19 protein-coding genes and 2 riboswitches are annotated in these 19,786 nt (G+C 35.7%); of the genes, 6 read left to right on the top strand and 13 right to left on the bottom strand.

Annotated elements, in window-relative coordinates; genetic code table 11:
- Positions 1 to 125: 125 nt before the first annotated feature.
- The 4 genes from ACLHDG_RS04695 to ACLHDG_RS04680 all read left to right on the top strand — a co-directional run bounded on the left by ACLHDG_RS04695 (position 126) and on the right by ACLHDG_RS04680 (position 4,081).
- Complete coding sequence (locus tag ACLHDG_RS04695) at positions 126 to 248, top strand: hypothetical protein (protein ID WP_415407832.1); 123 nt, start codon at positions 126 to 128, stop codon at positions 246 to 248.
- Positions 249 to 252: 4 nt separating this feature from the next.
- Positions 253 to 759 carry a TrmH family RNA methyltransferase gene (locus ACLHDG_RS04690; protein WP_415407831.1) on the top strand — a complete coding sequence of 169 codons (507 nt, stop codon included), beginning with the start codon at positions 253 to 255 and terminating at the stop codon, positions 757 to 759.
- A gap of 160 nt (positions 760 to 919) precedes the next feature.
- The gene (locus ACLHDG_RS04685; protein WP_415407830.1) at positions 920 to 1,678 is read left to right on the top strand and encodes a polysaccharide biosynthesis/export family protein; all 759 of its coding nucleotides are present in this window, start codon (positions 920 to 922) and stop codon (positions 1,676 to 1,678) included.
- Positions 1,679 to 1,687: 9 nt separating this feature from the next.
- Positions 1,688 to 4,081, top strand: a complete 2,394-nt coding sequence (locus ACLHDG_RS04680; RefSeq protein WP_415407829.1) for a GumC family protein — start codon at positions 1,688 to 1,690, stop codon at positions 4,079 to 4,081.
- Between the two features lie 396 nt (positions 4,082 to 4,477).
- Here ACLHDG_RS04680 and ACLHDG_RS04675 read toward each other — a convergent pair whose 3' ends face one another.
- From ACLHDG_RS04675 to ACLHDG_RS04620, 12 genes are all read right to left on the bottom strand, one after another.
- Positions 4,478 to 5,515, bottom strand: a complete 1,038-nt coding sequence (locus ACLHDG_RS04675; protein WP_415407828.1) for a glycosyltransferase family 4 protein — start codon at positions 5,513 to 5,515, stop codon at positions 4,478 to 4,480.
- A 429-nt stretch (positions 5,516 to 5,944) separates the two neighbouring features.
- Positions 5,945 to 6,112, bottom strand: a complete 168-nt coding sequence (locus ACLHDG_RS04670) for a hypothetical protein (protein WP_415407827.1) — start codon at positions 6,110 to 6,112, stop codon at positions 5,945 to 5,947.
- Between the two features lie 16 nt (positions 6,113 to 6,128).
- The gene (locus ACLHDG_RS04665; protein ID WP_415407826.1) at positions 6,129 to 7,583 is read right to left on the bottom strand and encodes a lipopolysaccharide biosynthesis protein; all 1,455 of its coding nucleotides are present in this window, start codon (positions 7,581 to 7,583) and stop codon (positions 6,129 to 6,131) included.
- A gap of 7 nt (positions 7,584 to 7,590) precedes the next feature.
- Positions 7,591 to 8,223, bottom strand: a complete 633-nt coding sequence (locus tag ACLHDG_RS04660; RefSeq protein WP_415407825.1) for a sulfotransferase — start codon at positions 8,221 to 8,223, stop codon at positions 7,591 to 7,593.
- A 349-nt stretch (positions 8,224 to 8,572) separates the two neighbouring features.
- The gene (tnpA, locus tag ACLHDG_RS04655) at positions 8,573 to 9,016 is read right to left on the bottom strand and encodes an IS200/IS605 family transposase (protein ID WP_415407824.1); all 444 of its coding nucleotides are present in this window, start codon (positions 9,014 to 9,016) and stop codon (positions 8,573 to 8,575) included.
- A 102-nt stretch (positions 9,017 to 9,118) separates the two neighbouring features.
- Positions 9,119 to 10,210 carry a DegT/DnrJ/EryC1/StrS family aminotransferase gene (locus tag ACLHDG_RS04650; protein ID WP_415407823.1) on the bottom strand — a complete coding sequence of 364 codons (1,092 nt, stop codon included), beginning with the start codon at positions 10,208 to 10,210 and terminating at the stop codon, positions 9,119 to 9,121.
- On the bottom strand, positions 10,200 to 11,183 hold the full coding sequence (locus ACLHDG_RS04645) for a Gfo/Idh/MocA family protein (protein WP_415407822.1): 984 nt from the start codon (positions 11,181 to 11,183) through the stop codon (positions 10,200 to 10,202). Before ACLHDG_RS04645 ends, ACLHDG_RS04650 begins: the two co-directional genes overlap by 11 nt.
- Positions 11,176 to 11,958 (bottom strand): NDP-hexose 2,3-dehydratase family protein, encoded by a 783-nt coding sequence (locus ACLHDG_RS04640; RefSeq protein ID WP_415407821.1) that lies wholly within the window; start codon positions 11,956 to 11,958, stop codon positions 11,176 to 11,178. The genes ACLHDG_RS04645 and ACLHDG_RS04640 overlap by 8 nt, the downstream gene beginning before the upstream one ends.
- Positions 11,959 to 12,154: 196 nt before the next feature.
- Positions 12,155 to 12,625, bottom strand: coding sequence for a sulfotransferase (locus ACLHDG_RS04635; RefSeq protein ID WP_415408327.1), 471 nt, complete (start codon positions 12,623 to 12,625; stop codon positions 12,155 to 12,157).
- Positions 12,626 to 13,103: 478 nt separating this feature from the next.
- Positions 13,104 to 14,000, bottom strand: coding sequence for a cysteine synthase A (gene cysK / locus ACLHDG_RS04630; RefSeq protein ID WP_415407820.1), 897 nt, complete (start codon positions 13,998 to 14,000; stop codon positions 13,104 to 13,106).
- Positions 13,997 to 15,022, bottom strand: a complete 1,026-nt coding sequence (locus tag ACLHDG_RS04625) for a sulfotransferase (protein WP_415407819.1) — start codon at positions 15,020 to 15,022, stop codon at positions 13,997 to 13,999. Before ACLHDG_RS04625 ends, cysK begins: the two co-directional genes overlap by 4 nt.
- On the bottom strand, positions 15,009 to 15,698 hold the full coding sequence (locus ACLHDG_RS04620; protein WP_415407818.1) for a WbqC family protein: 690 nt from the start codon (positions 15,696 to 15,698) through the stop codon (positions 15,009 to 15,011). Before ACLHDG_RS04620 ends, ACLHDG_RS04625 begins: the two co-directional genes overlap by 14 nt.
- Before the next feature lie 166 nt (positions 15,699 to 15,864).
- On the opposite strand from ACLHDG_RS04620, the gene ACLHDG_RS04615 reads away from it, so the two are divergent.
- Both ACLHDG_RS04615 and ACLHDG_RS04610 read left to right on the top strand, forming a co-directional pair.
- A complete protein-coding gene (locus ACLHDG_RS04615) occupies positions 15,865 to 17,325 on the top strand; it encodes an MBOAT family O-acyltransferase (protein WP_415407817.1) in 1,461 nt (486 codons plus the stop codon).
- An 11-nt stretch (positions 17,326 to 17,336) separates the two neighbouring features.
- Complete coding sequence (locus tag ACLHDG_RS04610; RefSeq protein WP_415407816.1) at positions 17,337 to 18,443, top strand: hypothetical protein; 1,107 nt, start codon at positions 17,337 to 17,339, stop codon at positions 18,441 to 18,443.
- Here the strand turns inward: ACLHDG_RS04610 and ACLHDG_RS04605 are convergent.
- On the bottom strand, positions 18,440 to 18,955 hold the full coding sequence (locus ACLHDG_RS04605) for an acyltransferase (protein ID WP_415407815.1): 516 nt from the start codon (positions 18,953 to 18,955) through the stop codon (positions 18,440 to 18,442). The two genes, ACLHDG_RS04610 and ACLHDG_RS04605, sit on opposite strands and share 4 nt — an antisense overlap.
- Positions 18,956 to 19,221: 266 nt before the next feature.
- Positions 19,222 to 19,299: riboswitch (cyclic di-GMP riboswitch) on the top strand.
- Between the two features lie 230 nt (positions 19,300 to 19,529).
- Positions 19,530 to 19,609: riboswitch (cyclic di-GMP riboswitch) on the top strand.
- The last annotated feature ends 177 nt before the right edge of the window (positions 19,610 to 19,786 follow it).

The raw sequence follows: 19,786 nt of genomic DNA, 5'->3' as shown, positions 1-19,786 counted from the left end.
GATAATATCAACACTTCTTCATTGCAAATATACCATCAACTTCGAGATAACGCTTTTACGGAGGATAACAGTTTCATTGCAGACAGCCCCAAAGTAGTCAATATGCTTTTGAGGCTGATATAGAAGTGAAAAGTCTGCTTGCAATGGAAGCATATTATGATGAGTATGGCTGCTTGCTAAAAGCGAAAAATATCTCTCACCTTTATGTAGCCTCAAAAGAGCTCATAAAGGGTATCGTTCCATCATAACGTAATGATGCACGGTACACGTCTTGCCCAAGCCACGCTAGAAGAACTTGATGATCATATCATCATGCTGGATGAGATAAGTTCAACTCAAAACATAGGCTCCATCGCTCGTTCAGCTGCTGCTCTTGGTGTAAACTCCTACCTCCTACCTACTTACGGACCACACCCATACTCCAGACGAGCACTAAGAGTCTCTATGGGACACATCAGTATGCTAAAAACACACCTTTATGATGATATTTTTAAAACCATACAAACGCTTAAAACAAATAGCTATCACATCTATGCAGCAGAAGTCATACCCGGTTCCACTCCTCTTTCAAATGTAAAGGTTGCAGACAAATGGGTACTCCTCATGGGTCATGAAGGATCAGGAATCTCTCAAGAGATACTTGATATTTGTAATGAAGTGCTCACTATAGAGATGATAGAGGGTGTAAAAAGTTTTAATGTTGGGGTTGCTGCTTCTATAATGATGTATCAATTAACACACAAAGTTAAAGATAATTAACTTATAAAAATATTCATTGTTACAACTAAGAATTACTTGTATATTTATCTTAATATCTTAAATATTAACAAACTATTAACAAATACAGGTAAATTAAGGAATTTTTTTCATATTGTTTGATATAGTTGTTTATAAAAATCTATTTCTAGGGAGAAATATTATGAAACGTGTATTATTGTATGTAATTGTGGCTCTTGCTATGGCAGGCTGTACGACTAAAGAGGATTTTGTTTTATTCCATGACACAAATATAAGTACTCCAGACGCAAAGAAGAATGTACTTGACTTAAGCTCTGCTCCAAGATATGAGTATAAGATCCAACCACATGACAGGATCTCCATCACTATGTATAATCATCCGGAACTTGGTACAACAAGTGTTGCAAGTCAAAAGCAGGATGTGAGCGGGGTGCTAGTCAATTCAAGAGGAAATGTTAGATTGCCACTCATTAAGACTATACATGTTGCCGGACTCTCTCAGACAGCAGCACAAAGAAAGATAGAGAAAGCTTATGGTGCCTATCTTGAAGATGCGGAAGTCTATCTGGAAGTATTAAACAAGAGAGCTTATATTCTGGGAGAAGTAAATAAACCAGGGGAAGTAAGACTCTTTAACGAAAAAACTTCACTCATACAATTGATAGCTAAATCAGGAGACTTGAAAGATACTGCCAATAGACATGCTATTGTTGTTTTGAAAGCTAGAGGTAATAAAGTCTATACAGAAACTGTTGACCTAACCGGTCCAAACTCAATTAGGATGGCCAGTTTGATGATCTATCCTAACGACATAGTCTATGTAGCTCCAAATGACATTAAATCCATTAATGTTGGTATAAATGAAGTTAATCCGACCCTTCAGTTAATATCAAATATCTTAGCACCTGCAGTTGCTGTTACTTATTTAGCTGATAACTAAAGAAGATAGATGAATCAGACCACACTAGAGAGAAGTGATCATAACCTTAATAGAGATGAGTATGATCTAAGGGAAGTCTTCAACACTTTCCTTCATTATAAATGGTCGATTTTACTTATTACTTTCTTAACATTGTTAATAGCGGGTTATTCTCTTTATTTTAAGCCTGATATTTACAGCTCCTCTGCTGTAATCGAGGTAAAGTCCGGTGCTGGTGGAACAAAAGGCAGTATGTCGGGAGGTGACTTTTTAGGAGGAGCCCTCTCCGGTTTTGGCAGCTCAAATGTAAATAAAGATATAGAGATCTTAAAAACTTTTCATGTCAATAATACTGTACTCAACAAACTAAACTTTAATACACGATATTATGTAGATAAAGGTTTTAAGCAAGTTGAGATTTATGACAGTCTACCTATAGAAATAAAAAACGTAACTGTTATCGATGAAAAAATTGCAGGACGCAAAGTTAAAGTTACTCCGGTAGAAGATGGTTATCATCTTCAAATAGAAAATACATTTAAAAATAAAATGATGCATTCACTATTTAACAAAGAGATCATAGAGCTGGACGATCAACAGATATATCACTATGATGAACCTATCAAAAATACCTATTTTAAATTGACAGTTGAAAAAAAAGACACGATAGATCAACCATTTTATTTTGTTTTATTGACTGACAACAGAAACATGTTCGAAGGCATGAAAGCCAGTCTTAAAATTACCCAAATAAATCCAGATGCACCAATAATCAATATTACTTATACAGACACTATTCCTACAAGAGCAGATGCTTATGTCAATGCAGTAGCTGAAAGCTTTATACATCAAAGTGTGGCTGAAAAAACCAAAGGTAATGATAGGATCATAGCCTTTATCGATAAACAGCTTACTGATATAAAAACAAAACTAGACAACTCTGAGAAAAAACTGGAAAAATACAGAATAGAAAATAAAGCTATTGATCCAAAATTACAGGGATCAACTTATATCAGGGAATTAAGCAATATTGAAATCGAACTCTCACAAAATAACCTAAAAGATATGCTGATGCAAAATATTCTTGCATTTATAAAAAAAGGTGAAAACCTTGATGCAATGGCACCACTGTTGATGGAATTGAAAGAACCATCAACATTAGCTCTTATTACCAAATTGCAAGAAGCACAGATCAAAGAAGAAGGATTAAAAGCGGAGTACTCCGGTAGACATCCTGGCTTGATAGCAGTGCGCAAACAGATCCAATATATCATAAAGAAAATAATTTTAAATGTTCAAAATTTAAAATCAAGCATGTTGCATAGAAATCTCAATCTTGAGATATTAAAAAAATCTTATGATAAAAACATTGAAACACTACCAACTCAAGAGAGAATACTGATTAATCTAAAACGAAATTATGAAGTAAGTGCAGAAACCTATAAGTACCTTCTTCAGAAAAAATCTGAAAATGAGATGATCAAGGTAGCAATACTTTCAGATTACAGGGTCATTGACAGTGCTTATCACAGCCGTAAACCTATTTCTCCCAAACGTGCTCTTTTTCTAGTTATATTTTTTATGGTTGGTATGATACTGGGTATTTCTCAAGCCTTTTTACGTAACCTCATGAATGACAAGATCCATAGTAAAAATGATATTGAAAGCCTGACTACAATACCGATCTATGGTATCCTTCCTACATTAAAACAAAATATAATTAAGCTCGAAGTCTTCAAAGATCCAAAATCACCTTTTGCAGAGAGTTATCGAAGCTTACGTACAAATTTACAATTTTCACGAAAAGAAAACCAAGCCAATGTTATATTAGTGACGTCAACTATTGCAGGAGAAGGAAAAAGCACAACAGCAGCGAATTTGGGTGCAATTTTTCAGATGGCAGATTATAAATCTATAGTGATCAATCTTGACTTGAGAAAGCCTACACTTCATCATTATTTCAATGTAGATAATAGTAGCGGAATAAGTACATATTTAAGTGGGAAAAACAGTATTGGAGAGATTATTCAGTCAACTCAATATGAAAATCTGGATATTATTGCCTCTGGCCCTATTCCCCCTAACCCTTCAGAACTTATTCTCACAGATAAATTGGATAAGTTACTGGATGATCTAAAAGAGGTATATGATTATATCTTTATAGACAGCGCTCCTCTGGGACTGGTAACAGACACCATGCATCTCATGCAATATGCTGATACCAGCCTTATTGTTTTCCGAGAGAATTATGCTAAGAAATCATTTGTTACGGATCTAAATAGTCTGGTAGAAAGACATGATCTTAAACACATAGGTATAGTGATCAATTCCGTAGATATATCTTCAGGGTCATCATACGGATACGGATACGGATACGGATACGGATACGGATACGGATATGGGGAAGATGTAAGTAAGAAGTAATGTAATGAGAGCCTTTTTTCACATTATGATTTAGAAAACCCCTACCATACACATAGTATCATAGGGCTTTTTGTATCTTGCCTTTCAATCCTCTACAGACGATAGACTATAAAAGACACACTTTGCCGTTCTTATTAGATATAGCTTTCATACATACGGTCATCCTCATGCTTGTACCCCAAGGGCATTTCCTATGGCCATACAGGGATCCACAAACCAAATTTTAAGTGAACATAAAAAACTTGTAGATTATTGCTATGACCATCGGGAAGAAATGCCCTTGGGGTGCCGATCTAGTCGGAAATGACAACAGAAACAGAAGTACCTGTACAAAAGTTATAATATATTTATCTAACTTGCCTTATTTATAGATTCCAGTATGCAGTAACCGTAAAGTTATTTACCCTCTTTTTTAGTATTAGTTTCAATCTTATCATACTTTGTACGTCTTTTAAGACGTTGATCAAATAAATTTAAATACAAGTAAAAGAGAATCATGAACAGTATTAAAGAGAGAAACTCATTTGATGGATCTAACTGATATCCAATAATAGAAAATACCATTTGCATAAGAACTAAAATGATCACCGTATAGCAAACATCACCCTTCACGTTGAATAAAAAGTGATGCATATGATTTTTATCTGCTTTAAACGGGGATATATGCCGTTGCATTCTTCGTGTCATTACAATAAAGGTATCCAAAATGGGCAATGCTATGATAAACAAAACAGATGCAGGTGTAATGTATTCAATTGCATGTATCGCTAAAATAGCTATCACTATCCCCAAGGATAAAGAACCACTATCACCCATAAATACCTTTGCAGGATTCCAATTAAACAATAAAAATGCTAAAAGTGTTACAGTAAATAATGATGATAGCGTAATAAGTAATTCATCTCCATGCTCTATGCCAATAACCAAAAAAGTAACAAATATCACTATAGATATTGATGCAGCCAGCCCATCCAGACCGTCCATTAAATTTAAAGCATTTGTATAACCGGCTATGGCAAAAAAAGTAAAAGGGAAAACAAACCATACAGGTAAAACTATCTCATATCCAAAATATGTTCCCAAAGAATATATGGCAAGTTCATTTACATATAATAATATGGATGAAAAAAAGATAAAAATAAACTTTATTTTAGGTGAAATATTTTTCATATCATCCCATGCGCCTGCTATAAATACAATGCCAATAGCTAAATAAATATAATAATATGTTTTAAAATGTCCAAAATTAAAAAGAATTACTAGTAAAAATACTGAAAGTACAAAAGCAATACCTGCACCTCTAGGTGTAACTTTTTTGTGCATACTCCTTTCGTTGGGAACATCCACTAGACCAAGTTTTTTGGAGTAATGGATTAAAAGGTATATAGACAAAAAAGAGGTAATAAAAATACCAATCAATAATAGAGTATTCATCAGATATACTTCTCCTCTCTCTTTAGCTCCGACTACACCACAATACCTAAAGGGCACCTATTTTTAAAGGTTTCCCAAAGACTTCTGATAGTTGGAGTTATAAAATAATAAACGTATAATACTATAAACTGTTTTAAAATAAGGGGCAACTTAGATAACATCACTATAACAATAATTTTGTTTTGCCAACACATGAAATATCTCTCCCAAATATTTTCTCAGCTCTCATAGAGGCTTTCTTTCTGTATTTGGGTATCTACACTATATGATATTTATACTCCCAAACACTATGTTCGAGGGTTTGCCGTATAATATCCATCACGGATGGATATGGAATTTATTCTCATCCTCAAAGATCGTCTTAATGATATTTGGGAATTTATCAGCATATTTTTGACCAATAACTGCGTCTGATCCGTAGAGCAATCATCACGTACAATAAATTCCAAATGGAAAATCCGTCTCCTCCATCAGCATACTGTCCAGGTATTGAGCAATATATTTTTCCTGATTATAGGTTGTCGTTAAGCAGCCTACAAGAGGTTTGTCTCGATATTTCCAGTTTTTCATAATATCATGTTCAGTTTTTTCAATCATCATATATCCAAAATAGTTATTTTTTAAATTTACGTTTTAATATAGGTATAACTTGTTCCATAACAGCAAGATAAGCACTTGTTTTCAAAACCCAATTTATTAAAAAATATAAAAATGTAAAAAACACTCCTTTTACTAAAAGAGAAGTGACATATGTCATTTCCATACTCTGTGCTATAAATATTGTAACAAATACTGCAATAACTGTGAGTACTACCTGGACCATCAGGGGCTTTACAAACACAAAAGGAGAGAGCGATATCTCACGAGAAGCCATATATATTGCTATTCCAACATTAAATACCGCGACAACTATCAAGCCGTAAAGGTATCCTTCTATGCCCCATAAGAATCCCACATAAAGATTGATGCTGAAAATTATCTTATGAAAAATTACCATACGCAAAAAAGCTTTTGAATTTCCCCTGCTTTTCAGTATATTTGCCAACAGTGTAGCAATCGGGAAACCAAAAGCACTTAAGACCAAAATCTTAAAGTACTCGACGGAAGGAAGCCATATTTCTGAAAACAGAAGCACGATTAACTCTTCAGAAACAAGATACAGCCCACCAAATAGCAGCAGTGTAATGAAATTAATGCTTCCAAGCAGCTTTATTACAATATTTTGAAACCTTGGTAGATCATTTTTAACTTTGCTTAGTACAGGGAACATAACAGACATCAAACTGCCTGATGAATACTGTATCAGCATGGTGCTTAAGGATTTTGCACGCTGATAAAAGCCAAGTGTTGTCGGCGTGAACAATTTACCAATTACTATGTAATCAAGTCGCGAAAATACAGCGTCAAGAACACCTACCAAAAACATACGAAAACCAAAACCCCATAACTGCATCAATGCCTTGAATGAAAATAGAAAGGATGGCTTCCAGCCGCTTGCATACCAGATAAAAATATTGAACATAAGCCCGGCAGATATTATCTGGACAACCAAGCTCCAGACCCCTGCTCCGTAAAAAGCCAGAGAGATGCCGATTATTCCGCTGATCAGGGATGCAAGAAAACTGATTTTTGTTATCAGTGCAAAATTCAGCTCTTTACGCAATTTGGTCACCTGAACACTGCTGAAAGCATTTAGAATAAAAGTGAGCGAGATAACTTTGGCAAGCGGTACCAGCTTTTCGTTTTCGTAAAAAGCACCTACCCACTCAGCAGAGAAAAAGAGTATCAGCGCCAACAGAACACCCACTGCAACATTCAAATAAAATACGGATGAATAGTGCACCGGAAGCACTCTTTTTTGCTGGATCAGAGCGCCACCGAGACCTATATCGGAAAAAACTTCAGCGATACCGACAATCACCATCACCATCGCGATCAGACCGAAATCAGACGGCTCCAACAACCTTGCCAGAAAAATGGTAACGACAAAACCCATACCCTGCTTGGCCATTTTTCCAAAAAAATCCCAGATAAACGCCTTGGTGCCTTTTGACTTCAAATCATCCATAATACACCTATTTTGACTGGTTCAAATACAGCATAGCAGAACCATCGTATTTGAAGCCCAAAAATTTATACAAGCTCTTCATTACATTATCATCTGACAGGTTCAGCATCAGCAGATCACCTGGACGATATTTTGGATACTCTATCACTGCTTGATTGGGCCTCTCATACTGAGTAGTATAGATCTTATAATCATATGGAGATGTCTCATCGATGCCATATTTCAGCTGCATATTTTCCCACATACAGCCTTTACATCGGTAAGGGTATGCTTTAAGGTCATCAGCTGTAGGCAGTCCCTCTTTGCCTATAAGTTTGGTATGAAATTTTTTTATTGACTCGAACCATTTATCCTTACTGTTTCTGAGCGTCAGAATAAATTTAGAGTCAAGAAACGCATAATCAAGTATTTCATACGTAAAATCATTACTGAAAGGAATATCCTCAAAGGCATCCGCACTACGGCAGAATTTTACAATTTTTTTAAAATCACGTTTTGCCCAATCATTGATCAAAAGTTCAGCCCTCGCCTGGTTGCCCATCTTGTATCCAAGCTGCTTCAGAATATGTTCAACTGAAGTGGTACCGGTTTTATTCTGCCCTATGCAAAATACTTTTGTTCTCTTTTTAAAAAAACTCATATAAAATACCTTACTTTGATGTAATCTTCGAAAATGCTATCTTCAGCCATTGAAAATGATATCCACAATTTTCCTTTGTGCTTCCAGCTCAAGTCCCGGATACAGGGGCAGACACAAAATCCGCCTGGAAATATCCTCTGAGATAGGCTACTTTTACCAGTCAATTCATCATATAAAATTGTGAAACTATGGAGTATCTTTTTCATGTCAGCTCATCCCTTGTTTTTGGCCATTTAATCTTTTCCTTGCCACCTGAGTCACTTCCATCATAAGCTGTAATCACAAATACCATCTTGCAATCTAATGGACAACCCCGTTGCTTGCAGCGGGGTATCATCTCAGTTCTAGCTTACAAATCAAATTTTAACTGACCTACATGCACCTTGTTATATTCTTTTCCTTGATTCTTTACATAGTTATTTATTGTCTCTTCACGGGCATATTGTCCAACAGTATTGGCATAAAAACCACTTGTCCATAAATTACTACCCCACAACATTTTCTTAATTTCTTTATGTTGTAAAAAAAGTTCACGTACCGTGATACTTTTTATAACTTGAACTATCCTAGAAACAGGCATTTTTGGTATCCCTTGTATTAGAAAGTGTACATAATCTTCATCATTTCCAATTTCTATAAAGTTTATTTCATATCTTTCTGAAATTTCAATACATGTTTGAACTAATGTATTTTCTACTTCTTTTGTAAAAACTTTCCTTCGATATTTTGCTGGAAATACCAAATGGTACAACAATACTGTTTTATTGTGACTTTTGAATATATGATCGCTCATATTATATCATATCACACAGCCTCTTCAACTTGACTCCAACCGATGCAAGCCTCGGGGAAATCTTTTTGATTATACGTGTTACAAGCCAATATACTTGTAAACTTAATAGCCTTGCTCAAAAATAGTTCCTATTACCCTATCCATATCAGAATAATTCAATTTCCAATATAAAGGTAAACATAAAATTCTTTTTGAAATATCTTCAGAAACAGGCATTTTTACATAATCAACAATATGTTCACATGTATTTAATGATGGATAAAAATACCTGCGTGGATAAATATTGATATCATTTAGCGCATTTTCCGCTTCCAAGAGCTTTTCTTCGTTCTCAAAAATCACCGGAAAATATGAATAATTAGTTTCACCATGTTTAATAGCCTGAAATGTCAATGCAGTATTTTCTACAAGTTCTTTTTTATAGTAAAAATATTTTTCTTTTCTGTCTTTTAGCACTTCTTCATAATATTTTAAATTCGCTAAACCCAGTGCTGCATGCACTTCTGTCATTTTACCATTAAAGCCATCTTCGACTATATCTTTTTTTTCATCATGTCCAAAAAAACGAATTCTTTTTAATTTTTCATGCAACTCTTGATTAGTTGTGATACATCCGCCGCCTTCTGCGGTATTTAGAAGCTTTGTTCCATGCAAACTTGTGGCTGAAATATCTCCATGCTCAAGTAAACTTTTATTTTTGTATGTGGATCCTATAGCATGTGCCGCATCATAAATCACTTTTAAACCATGCCTTTTAGCAATAGCTTCTATCGCTTCAACATCGCAAGGATTACCGAAAACATGTACCGGCATAATGGCAACAGTTTTATCTGTAATGAGTGCTTCAATTTTACCAGGATCCATATTTAAAGTATCCGCATCAATATCACAAAAAACCGGAGTACACCCTTCCCATTTAATGGCACCTATTGTTGCTATCCAGCTAAAAGGGGTCGTAATGATCTCTCCCTGTAACTCAAGTGCTTTTATAGCCATTTGTATGGCAACGGTCCCATTTGTTACTGCAGTAAAGTTACCTACTTGTAACTTACTGCATAGTTCCTTTTCTAGCCTTTGGACCATAGGGCCATTATGGGTAAGAATACCGCTTTCCCATACACTTTGTAAAAGTTCTGTATATTCTTCCAAAGGGGGAAGAGATGGTTGAGTTACATAGATTGGTTTATTTGCCATTGGCTTTATCCTTTAGCCCTTCAATAAGTCTTGCTTGATTTATATTTTGTGTATATTCATTTTCTACATTATCTTTAGTTTTTATTTGATTATAAAAATGTAGCAGCATATTTTTAAAATGATGGTCAGAATCTAATTTTACATGCTCTTGCCCATTCGCTGTTTCTAATTCTATAACCGGTTCAAATCCAGGTGCTGCCGTGAAAATACGATTAGTAGAAATTTTACCTTTACTCCCCCATAGCTCTATGCTATTTTGATAATAATGGTCAAACCCAAAGGCTATTTGAGAGGTGACTTTCCCACTCTTTTGCTTAAGACAGGCACTTCCCCAGATATCCACACCTTTATGAGTATCTTCAAATAAAGATGCTGAATCAACAAAAAGATCCTGACCTAAAAATATTTGAGAAATTTTAAGAGGATAAGCACCGGTATCAAGCAAAGCACCGCCTCCCAACTCTTTTTTATATCTTATATTATTATCATCAGTAAATGGTGGAAAACCAAATGAACTTCTTATATTGCGAAGCTCACCAATTTTACCGCTATCAACTAACACTTTTATATATTTAAGCTGTGAATGAAAACGGAATTGAAAATTCTCCAGAAGAACAAGCTGTTTTTCTTTTGCCAAATCATTTAACTCTACTACTTCATCATAAGTACATGCCATTGACTTCTCTACTAAAACATGTTTGCCTTTTTGAAGGGATTTTTTTATCCATTTATAATGCAAGCTGTTTGGTAGAGGAATATAAGTGGCTTCAATATTTTCATCATTCAACAAACTATCATAATCAAAGAAAGCTGTTGTACTAAATTTATTTGCAAAAATATTTGCCTGCTCCTCTGCTCTGCTTGCAACTCCCGTGAGTGCGAAATATTCCTCTAGTTCATTAATCGCCGGTAATATAAACCTTTCTGCAATATTTGCACAGCCCAATACACCAATATTTATTTTCTTAGACATGAGCAAGAATCCCCCTAATATGTGGGTTAATCCAAGCATCTTCTTTTAATAATTCTTTAATTTGATATAAGCTTAGCCATATAAAATTTTCATTAGGTATTTCAATATTAAATTCTTCTGGTACTTCTATTAATATACCTCTATTTCTTTTTAGATGAAGTCTCCCTCCATCTTCTGCCAACCAAGCATCAAATATCTTATTAAACCCATTATATTTATCTGTATTTTCAAAATAGTCAGCAAAATGTGGCTTTCTCCCTTTATGCGCTTTATTTAGATTGGAAAAAGTTGCTTGCAATGATGGACTTATCTGAACCTTTCCATAATTACCAGGCTCCATTTTTGCTTCACATAAATAATGTGGAACTCCATTAAATCGTTTTCGAATGATACCAAGAAGACCTCCATCATAACCAATTTGCTCTAAAATTGGCTGATCCCACTCAGTACCAGTTTCTCTGCTTTTTGTTTTTACCCTTACACCGTGAATTATAAAAAAATCTTTTGACTGATGATAAATATTTCCTGTTTTTTCATCAATACACCAACCTTTTGTTTCATTTAATGGAATATCAATTACTTCCATATCAGACTCATCTTGTTTTAAAGTAAACCAGTTTTTTACCTCATTAAGTGTATGAAATAATGACCAATCATTCAATGCCTCAAATGATGACTCCACTGTATTATCATATATATTTGACTTAACAAATGGACTTACAGCATTTCTATACTCAGATAATTTATTTTTATACTCTATTGATTTATTTAACATCATATTTTTCCATATACCACTCTCTAAAAAATGGGGACAGGCTAATTTTATACATTACCACCCTTTATTCAAAATCAAATTATTATATCTTTTTTACCTAAAAAGGAACAAGATAATACCCTGCTTGGCCATTTTTCCAAAAAAGTCCCAGATAAATGCCTTGGTACCTTTTGACTTCAGATCATCCATATTGAACTTATTTCGACTGGTTTAAATGTGGTATGACAGAACCATCGTATTTAAAACCCAAAAATTCATACAGGCCCTTCATGGCATCATCATCTGACAGATTTAATACCAGCAGATCATCCGGACGATATTTAAAATACTCTATCACTGCTTGATTATGTCTTTCATACTGATCAGTATAGATCTTATAATTATACAGAGATGTCTCATCAATGCCATATTTCAACTGCACGTTTTCCCACATCCAGCCTTTATAGCGGTAAGGGTATACTTTAAGGTCGTCAGCTGTAGGCAATCTCTCTTTGCCTATAAGTTTAGTATGGAATCTTTTCATTGACTCGAACCATTCGTCTTTACTGTCTCTTACCGTCAGAATAAATTTAGAGTCAGGAAACACATAATCAAGTATTTCATACGTAAAATCATTGCTAAATGGGATATCCTGAAAAGCGTCAGCACTTTTACAGAACTTTACAATGCTTCTAAAATCCTGTTTTGCCCAATCATGAATAAGGAGCTCGGCCTAGCCTCGTTGCCCATCTTGTATACAAGCTGCTTCAGAACATGTTCAACTGAAGTGGTACCGGTTTTATTCTGCCCTATGCAAAATACTTTTGTTCTCTTTTTAAAAAAACTCATATAAAATACCTTACTTTGATATAATCTTTGATTATAACTAGTACGCACAGGCATATAGCTGCTTCAAATCCATTCATCTTTGCATTGCTCCCGAGTATATCTATAGTTGTTGTACTGCTGGAGACCGGTAGTGAATTCTTGACACCAAGATACCCTTCAAGCCTCTCTTGTAACTTTCAGACTACTGCGCTGATATTACTGATGTGCTTGCTTCCAAATATCTCTTCAACATATGATTGATATTTTTTTGTCTCTCAGACAGATATGTCCCCGTTACATGTATTGCTTTCAATGTCATCCCAACTTTCTATTGTCTTTTATTCATCAAGCAAACCGGTACTGAAATAACGTTCAGCTCTGTCCGGCAATACCGTTGCGATTATCCATTCCGGATGCTCTTTGGCGATCTCTCTTGCGGCCCAGATATTTGCACCGGATGAAATGCCACACAATAGGGAGTCGCTTGCCGCCAGTCCTCGTGTTGTCTCTATAGCGTCATCATCTGTCACTTCTATTACCCTGTCTATCAATGATACATCAAGAATTTCAGGGATAAACCCGTCACCAATCCCCTGGATCTTGTGCAACCCCGGTTCATGGCCGAGAAGTGCAGAGACATTTTTTGGTTCTGCAGCTACGATCATTATGTCAGGGTTTTTTTCTTTTAAAAAAGAGCCGACACCCTGAATCGTCCCTCCACTTCCAATACCGGAGACGAAAGCATCGATCTTTCTGCCTGATTGCTCCCAAAGTTCAGGACCAGTATGCTCATAGTGGGCCAGAGCATTGTTAGGGTTTTTAAACTGCTGCGGCATAAAAGCATTCAGGTTTTCTGCCATCTCTTTGGCTTTACAAACTGCACCGGCAACACTTTCGCTATCAGGGGTCAATATCAGGTTTCCACCAAATATCCTGATAATCTTTTTTCGCTCTTCACTCATCCCCTCAGGCATGACAATGCTGACTTCATACCCTTTTGCCATACCTATCAGCGTAATGCCGATGCCTGTGTTTCCGCTTGTAGGTTCAATGATCCTCATGCCGGGCTCCAATGTTCCATCACGCTCAGCAGCCTCTATCATAGCAAGTGCAACCCTGTCCTTTATACTGCCGCCGGGATTGAAAAACTCGGCTTTGGCAATGATATTTTCGTTTTTGATCGGAATCAGTGGGGTATTTCCTATCAGATCAAAAATGGGATTGGATCTATTCATAATTCAAACTGCCTGTTTGCACTGATGATCCTTTCATCCGTGATCTCTTTCCGGGTCAATGAAAAAGATTTTTCACCGTTATATGGCTGCTCAGTCGAATATCCCTGAATATTTAATTTTTCTACCAGTTCATCATAAAAATATTTTGGATCACTACAGAAATCCTCATAATTTATCGTTATTTTTTTATGCTCAGGAACGTCTTTCAATCCATTTTCAACAGCTTGATTGATAAAATGCACCTGTCCTGCAGCCTGCTCATAAGGGTTGAGTTTGATCAGGTCAATATACTCGGGTATCTTGAACGAGTACCAGTTATCAATACTTCCAAGCTGTCTCTCTCGGGCTTTCAATATGGATGCAATATTGGTCAGTGGATCACGCTTTGTGTGGATAAAGATAGCTTTATCAAACACCTTATTTAAAAAAGCGATGTTATAGTTCAGGTTCATCCCTTTAAGTGCGAAAGGCTTTTGAAAGACATCAGTAATGCCTGCAAATTCACTCAGCATCATTTGTATATCTGCTTTTTCAAACAGTTCTTCATTGATCCAATAGTCCCTTTCAGTATCTGGCAAAAACTTTCTCCAGAAATACCAAAACTCATTTGGAGCCAGTGCCCCTTTTGTTTTTCCGTTTTCTGATGAAAAATTGACTTCGGAATTAAAATCTTTGATCTCATTTCGAAAGTTATAGCGCTCATCAGTTAATAGCATTTGGATCTTGGCACCCATGATCGGAGCTTTGTAAAAACGGGACATCAAGTTTGTAGGATAAGCGGCAATACCGCTGTTTGCCAACCACTGTGTTATGAGTGTGGAACCAGACCTTAATGGTCCCATAATAAATACTATTGGGAACTCAGGCACCTTTTTCTCAAGAAGTTTTTTCTCAGATTCATACATATTATCGTTTATTTCAATCAAAAACTCTTCAAGAGTCGCATTTCTTTTGAAACTTTTGGTCCTGTTTTTCTCTTCTTTATACATTGCATCCTCTTTGCTATTTTTAAACCAGCTCATATCTCTGAAGAAGCTCTCTGGTCTCTTCTTTTGAATTGAACATCATTACATCGATAATGGACAGGTTAGGAACAAACTCCTTATCAAACTGCTTGTACTCTATGTCTTTAGTATCAATAAAACTCAGTTTAATACCTTCTGTAGCAAATTTATCCTTGCTATACAGCTCTTTTCCGCCTATCGCATTAATATAGTGATCCGCACCTACTCTTTTGCAGATATCCATAATTCGTGCATCAAATTTCAGATCATTATTTTTTTCAATCTCACTGGAGTAAAGAAATTTTGTCTGCATACCAAGATAGCTGGATATCTTCATTAAAGAGTATCCTAGAAATCTGGCAAGGTTTTTTTCCTTACTTGATAAAATAGTTTGCAGTAGTGGAAAAACATCTTTGAAGTATGGTGCTTTGGCATACCTTCTCTGTATAGCTGTCAAAAGCTTATCCATATTATTCCCGACCTCTATCTCATTGATCAGTTTGTTTTGACTGGCACCGATAAGCTCCAGTGAGATCAAAGCTGGAGCACCATTATCCAAGATGCTGTTTTTCTTAATATAGCTATTCTTGATAAAATTCAAATCATCCGCAACAACATAAACATCTACCAATTGAATCAATTGAAAGTATCCGATGTAGGATAAAAAATATGGCTGCATCATTCCTAGTTTCATATACTGTCCTTCAAAGTTTTTTTGAAAAAAATATATGTAATACTATCCAATAATCAATTAAGTATGTATTATATAAAAAGTGTATATTAAATAGTGGTTTTATTTTTGGAAAAATTAACTATATATTAGCTATTATATTTGAATTAAATTACAAGGCCATAAAACATTGTTGTTCAATTCATACGAGTTCATTTTTCTCTTTTTACCAATCACCTTCTTCATCTATTTCTATCTCAATCAAAAACGGCTGACAGACGCAAGTAAAGGTTTTCTGGCCTTTGCCTCTCTCTTTTTCTACAGCTGGTGGAACATAGCCTATCTTCCGCTGATACTTATTTCAATGCTTTTTAACTATGTAGTCGGCAAACAGCTTTCCGGGTATGAACAGAGAAAAAAATGCTGTTCCAAAAAAGCACTTTTGGGTATAGGGATCGTCTTTAACCTGAGTATGCTGGGGTATTTCAAATACTCAGACTTTTTTATCGCCAATTTCAATACAGTTTTTAGTGCAGATGTCTCTCTTTTACATCTTGCCCTGCCCCTGGCTATCAGCTTCTATACGTTCCAGCAGATCGCCTATCTGGTTGATAGCTATAGAAGAGAAACAAAAGAGTATGACTTTCTAAACTATGCCGTATTTGTTACCTTCTTCCCTCAGCTCATAGCCGGGCCTATCGTGCATCATACCGAGATGATGCCTCAGTTTGCCAGAGTACGCAACAAGGTTAAAGACTATCACAATATCGCACTTGGTCTATTTATCTTCTCTATCGGGTTGTTTAAAAAAGTGGTCATTGCAGATACCTTTGCTGTATGGGCGACCAATGGGTTTGATGTAGCGGAAAAACTCAATATGCTTGAGGCCTGGGTAACATCACTGAGCTATACCTTTCAGCTCTATTTTGATTTCAGCGGCTATACCGATATGGCGATCGGTATAGCCCTGCTTTTCAATATCAGACTGCCAATCAACTTCAATTCACCCTATAAGGCACTCTCCATACAGGATTTTTGGCGAAGATGGCATATGACGCTCTCAAGGTTTTTGAAAGATTATGTCTATATCCCGCTTGGAGGCAATAGAAAAGGTGAAACAAGGACCTATTTTAATCTCTTTGCCACCTTTTTGATCGGAGGGATCTGGCACGGTGCGGGATGGACCTTTGTTTTCTGGGGTGCTTTGCATGGAGTGGCACTGATGATGCACAGGGCCTGGCAGAAGCTTGGGCTTAAGATGCCTGTGCTTCTGGCCTGGTTTATCACTTTTAACTTTGTCAATATGACCTGGGTCTTCTTTCGTGCAAAAGAATGGGATGATGCCTTAAAGGTGTTGGATGGGATGTTCTTTGGTACCATAATGCTTCCTGCTGCTTTAACTGATAAACTGGCTTTTCTTGAGCGGTATGGTGTGAAGTTTGGGGGATTCCTCAATGCTGTTCAAGCAACACCCTATACTCCTATCTGGCTTGGATTCGGATTTGTGCTGACACTGTTATTTAGAAACTCTGTACAGCAAATAAACAGTCTCAGGATTTCTGCCATTTCCGTCTGTTTCTCGGCGCTCTTATTTGTCACGGCTGTTTTGTCGATGAACAAATTTTCAGAATTTTTGTATTTTAATTTTTAAAAGGGGTTATAATGAGCGTTGTAAAATGGATCAAAATATGGTTTGTACTTGTTCTTATCATTCCTTTGGTTGGTCTCTTTAATTATATAGTTGATCCGTATGGTTTCAACCAATTAGTCATAATCAAAAAGTTTAACAGTATTAAAGAGAGCAATGCCGGTTTTACTATTAAATACAAAATGCCTCAGCTCGTTAAACATGAATGGACCAATCTAATGCTAGGCTCATCAAAGATAGGTGTAATGGATAATCATGTAGTTGAGCACTACCTCGGAGGCAAAACTTTCAATATGGATCAGCCCACCCCGGTCATGCCGATCCAATTTGATGCCTTTATGTATGCAGTTAACTACAATGATGTCAAAAATCTGATTTTTGCAGTCGATTTTTTATCATTCAACAAAAACCTGAAACTTAACCGGGATTATGTCGAATTAAAAGAGAAAGTTCGCGCTTATGAACACTTCAGCAATATTGACCTCTACCTCAATACTGATACTTTAAAAAAATCCATGGAGGTAATCAAAAAAAATCTTTCCGGCACCGCCAAGAAGAAACTCCATTTTTATCCGAACGGTATGCGTGAGTATTCCAATTATATAGAAGCATATGAAAAGGGAACATTTGACTTACAAAAAAACATCAACAAACATCTAAAACTTTATTTCGATCCCCAAAAGGGCATCTACTCAAATTATGAATATTCAGACGATTTCATGACGCTGGTTAAAAAAATCGTGGAGTATTGCAAAATAAACGATATTAATCTATACGTTTATATCTCACCGCTGTATGTTGAGCATTTCCATGCCATAAAAGAGGCCGGATTGCTTGATGAGTTTGAGCGATTTAAAAGAGATCTCGTAAAAATTACCGATTATATGGATTTTACCGGTGCCAATCCAATTACAAGCAATAAAAACAATTATTGGGATTCATCTCACCTCAGGATAGAACAGACTAAAGAGGTGATGGCAAAATTATTTAGAGACACTGTCTTTAAGGGTTATGAGGGTTTTGGAGTATTCGTGACACCAAACAACATTGAACTGCACTTAAAAGAGCAGCGAAATCAATATAAAAAAATCAATCTGGATAAGATTTTAATTAAGGCCTAATTGCTATCATTGACCTCGACATTCTTAATAAACTTGGCAGGAACACCGCCCACAATGGTATTAGCCTCAACATCTTTAGTCACTACTGAACCAGCAGCAACAATCGCACCGCGATGGATCGTGACCCCTTGAATGATAATCGCCCCGGCACCGATCCATACATCATCTTCAACCACTATCGAGCCCGTGGTTCTTGTTCTCATTTTTCCTGGAGTATAGTTTGTTGGATGACTTACAGTCTCAAATGACACCCGTGCTCCGATAAGTGCATTTTTTCCAATAATCACTTGGCCATCTGGTACTCCAAAACGGACATCCATGTTTATGAACGCTCCTCTTCTTATATCAATATTTTTGGCTCCTCCGATTGGACTAATTCTAAGCGGAGACAGTATCATGCATCTTCCGTTTATCTTCATCCCTGCCAGACGCAATAACCTAAATCTTATTTTATCCGAAATCTTTAGTCGGGGCAGATTGTTAGCCAAAGTCAGAAATATCAACTCTCTCATTCAAAGCTGCCTTTGTATTTCTGCAAATAACATTGAACTGTTCTACCTAAAATGGCAGCATAGGAGAGCGGCAATATACTACACGATTTCATCATCTTCTTTCCTTAACTGATAATATAAATTATTTTAACTATATCGAAAATAGCATAAAACTTACTATTTATTCACATATATTCACTAACTTTTATATTATTTTCAGGAAAACTATGTCAGACTGCTATTAAGCTATGATTTAAAATATATTTTAGTCATAATTTTGAGCAATAAGAATATTAGGCCAAACCTGTTGTGAAGCAGGGACGGAAAGCTTCAGGTCTTTGAAAAAAGATAGCTGGGTTGCATTTATTTATCCTGGACATATCTTTTATGGATGTGTTTTATAAATAAATTACAATTTTTATAAGCTGGCCTCCTCTCCTGATTATCTTATCTGTATTTTTATTATTAAAATAATTAGATCATTTAACCAAAAAACCTAATCTAGGTAATACAAAGGTAATAGAGTTTAATTATAATCCTATTACACAAATTATATTTGTAAGGACAAGCATAATTTAAAATAATTTAAACAATAAAAATATTAGGCCAAACCTGTTGTGAAGCAGGGACGGAAAGCTTCAGGTCTCTTGAAAAGAAGATAGCTGGGTTGCATTTATTTACCATCAATGTATCTTTTACAAATATGATATAAATAAATTACAATTTTTATAAGCAATTTTCCTCCTATATATCTTTATTACATAACTTATTTAAACACAAAACATATCGTAGGTAATATTGTGGTAATGGTAATTAAATACTATTACATCGCACAAATATTACCTATAAAAT

This window comes from Sulfurovum iocasae, from assembly GCF_047716765.1.
Classification (GTDB): domain Bacteria; phylum Campylobacterota; class Campylobacteria; order Campylobacterales; family Sulfurovaceae; genus Sulfurovum.
This window is presented reverse-complemented; position numbering and strand designations above follow the sequence as displayed.

Excerpts from the sequence above, each read along its gene's own strand:
- ACLHDG_RS04690 (WP_415407831.1), top strand. The coding sequence starts at position 253 with ATGATGCACGGTACACGTCTTGCCCAAGCCACGCTAGAAGAACTTGAT.
- ACLHDG_RS04685 (WP_415407830.1), top strand. The coding sequence starts at position 920 with ATGAAACGTGTATTATTGTATGTAATTGTGGCTCTTGCTATGGCAGGC.
- ACLHDG_RS04680 (WP_415407829.1), top strand. The coding sequence starts at position 1,688 with ATGAATCAGACCACACTAGAGAGAAGTGATCATAACCTTAATAGAGAT.
- ACLHDG_RS04675 (WP_415407828.1), bottom strand. The coding sequence starts at position 5,515 with ATGAATACTCTATTATTGATTGGTATTTTTATTACCTCTTTTTTGTCT.
- ACLHDG_RS04670 (WP_415407827.1), bottom strand. The coding sequence starts at position 6,112 with ATGATTGAAAAAACTGAACATGATATTATGAAAAACTGGAAATATCGA.
- ACLHDG_RS04665 (WP_415407826.1), bottom strand. The coding sequence starts at position 7,583 with ATGGATGATTTGAAGTCAAAAGGCACCAAGGCGTTTATCTGGGATTTT.
- ACLHDG_RS04660 (WP_415407825.1), bottom strand. The coding sequence starts at position 8,223 with ATGAGTTTTTTTAAAAAGAGAACAAAAGTATTTTGCATAGGGCAGAAT.
- tnpA (WP_415407824.1), bottom strand. The coding sequence starts at position 9,016 with ATGAGCGATCATATATTCAAAAGTCACAATAAAACAGTATTGTTGTAC.
- ACLHDG_RS04650 (WP_415407823.1), bottom strand. The coding sequence starts at position 10,210 with ATGGCAAATAAACCAATCTATGTAACTCAACCATCTCTTCCCCCTTTG.
- ACLHDG_RS04645 (WP_415407822.1), bottom strand. The coding sequence starts at position 11,183 with ATGTCTAAGAAAATAAATATTGGTGTATTGGGCTGTGCAAATATTGCA.
- ACLHDG_RS04640 (WP_415407821.1), bottom strand. The coding sequence starts at position 11,958 with ATGTTAAATAAATCAATAGAGTATAAAAATAAATTATCTGAGTATAGA.
- cysK (WP_415407820.1), bottom strand. The coding sequence starts at position 14,000 with ATGAATAGATCCAATCCCATTTTTGATCTGATAGGAAATACCCCACTG.
- ACLHDG_RS04625 (WP_415407819.1), bottom strand. The coding sequence starts at position 15,022 with ATGAGCTGGTTTAAAAATAGCAAAGAGGATGCAATGTATAAAGAAGAG.
- ACLHDG_RS04620 (WP_415407818.1), bottom strand. The coding sequence starts at position 15,698 with ATGAAACTAGGAATGATGCAGCCATATTTTTTATCCTACATCGGATAC.
- ACLHDG_RS04610 (WP_415407816.1), top strand. The coding sequence starts at position 17,337 with ATGAGCGTTGTAAAATGGATCAAAATATGGTTTGTACTTGTTCTTATC.
- ACLHDG_RS04605 (WP_415407815.1), bottom strand. The coding sequence starts at position 18,955 with ATGAGAGAGTTGATATTTCTGACTTTGGCTAACAATCTGCCCCGACTA.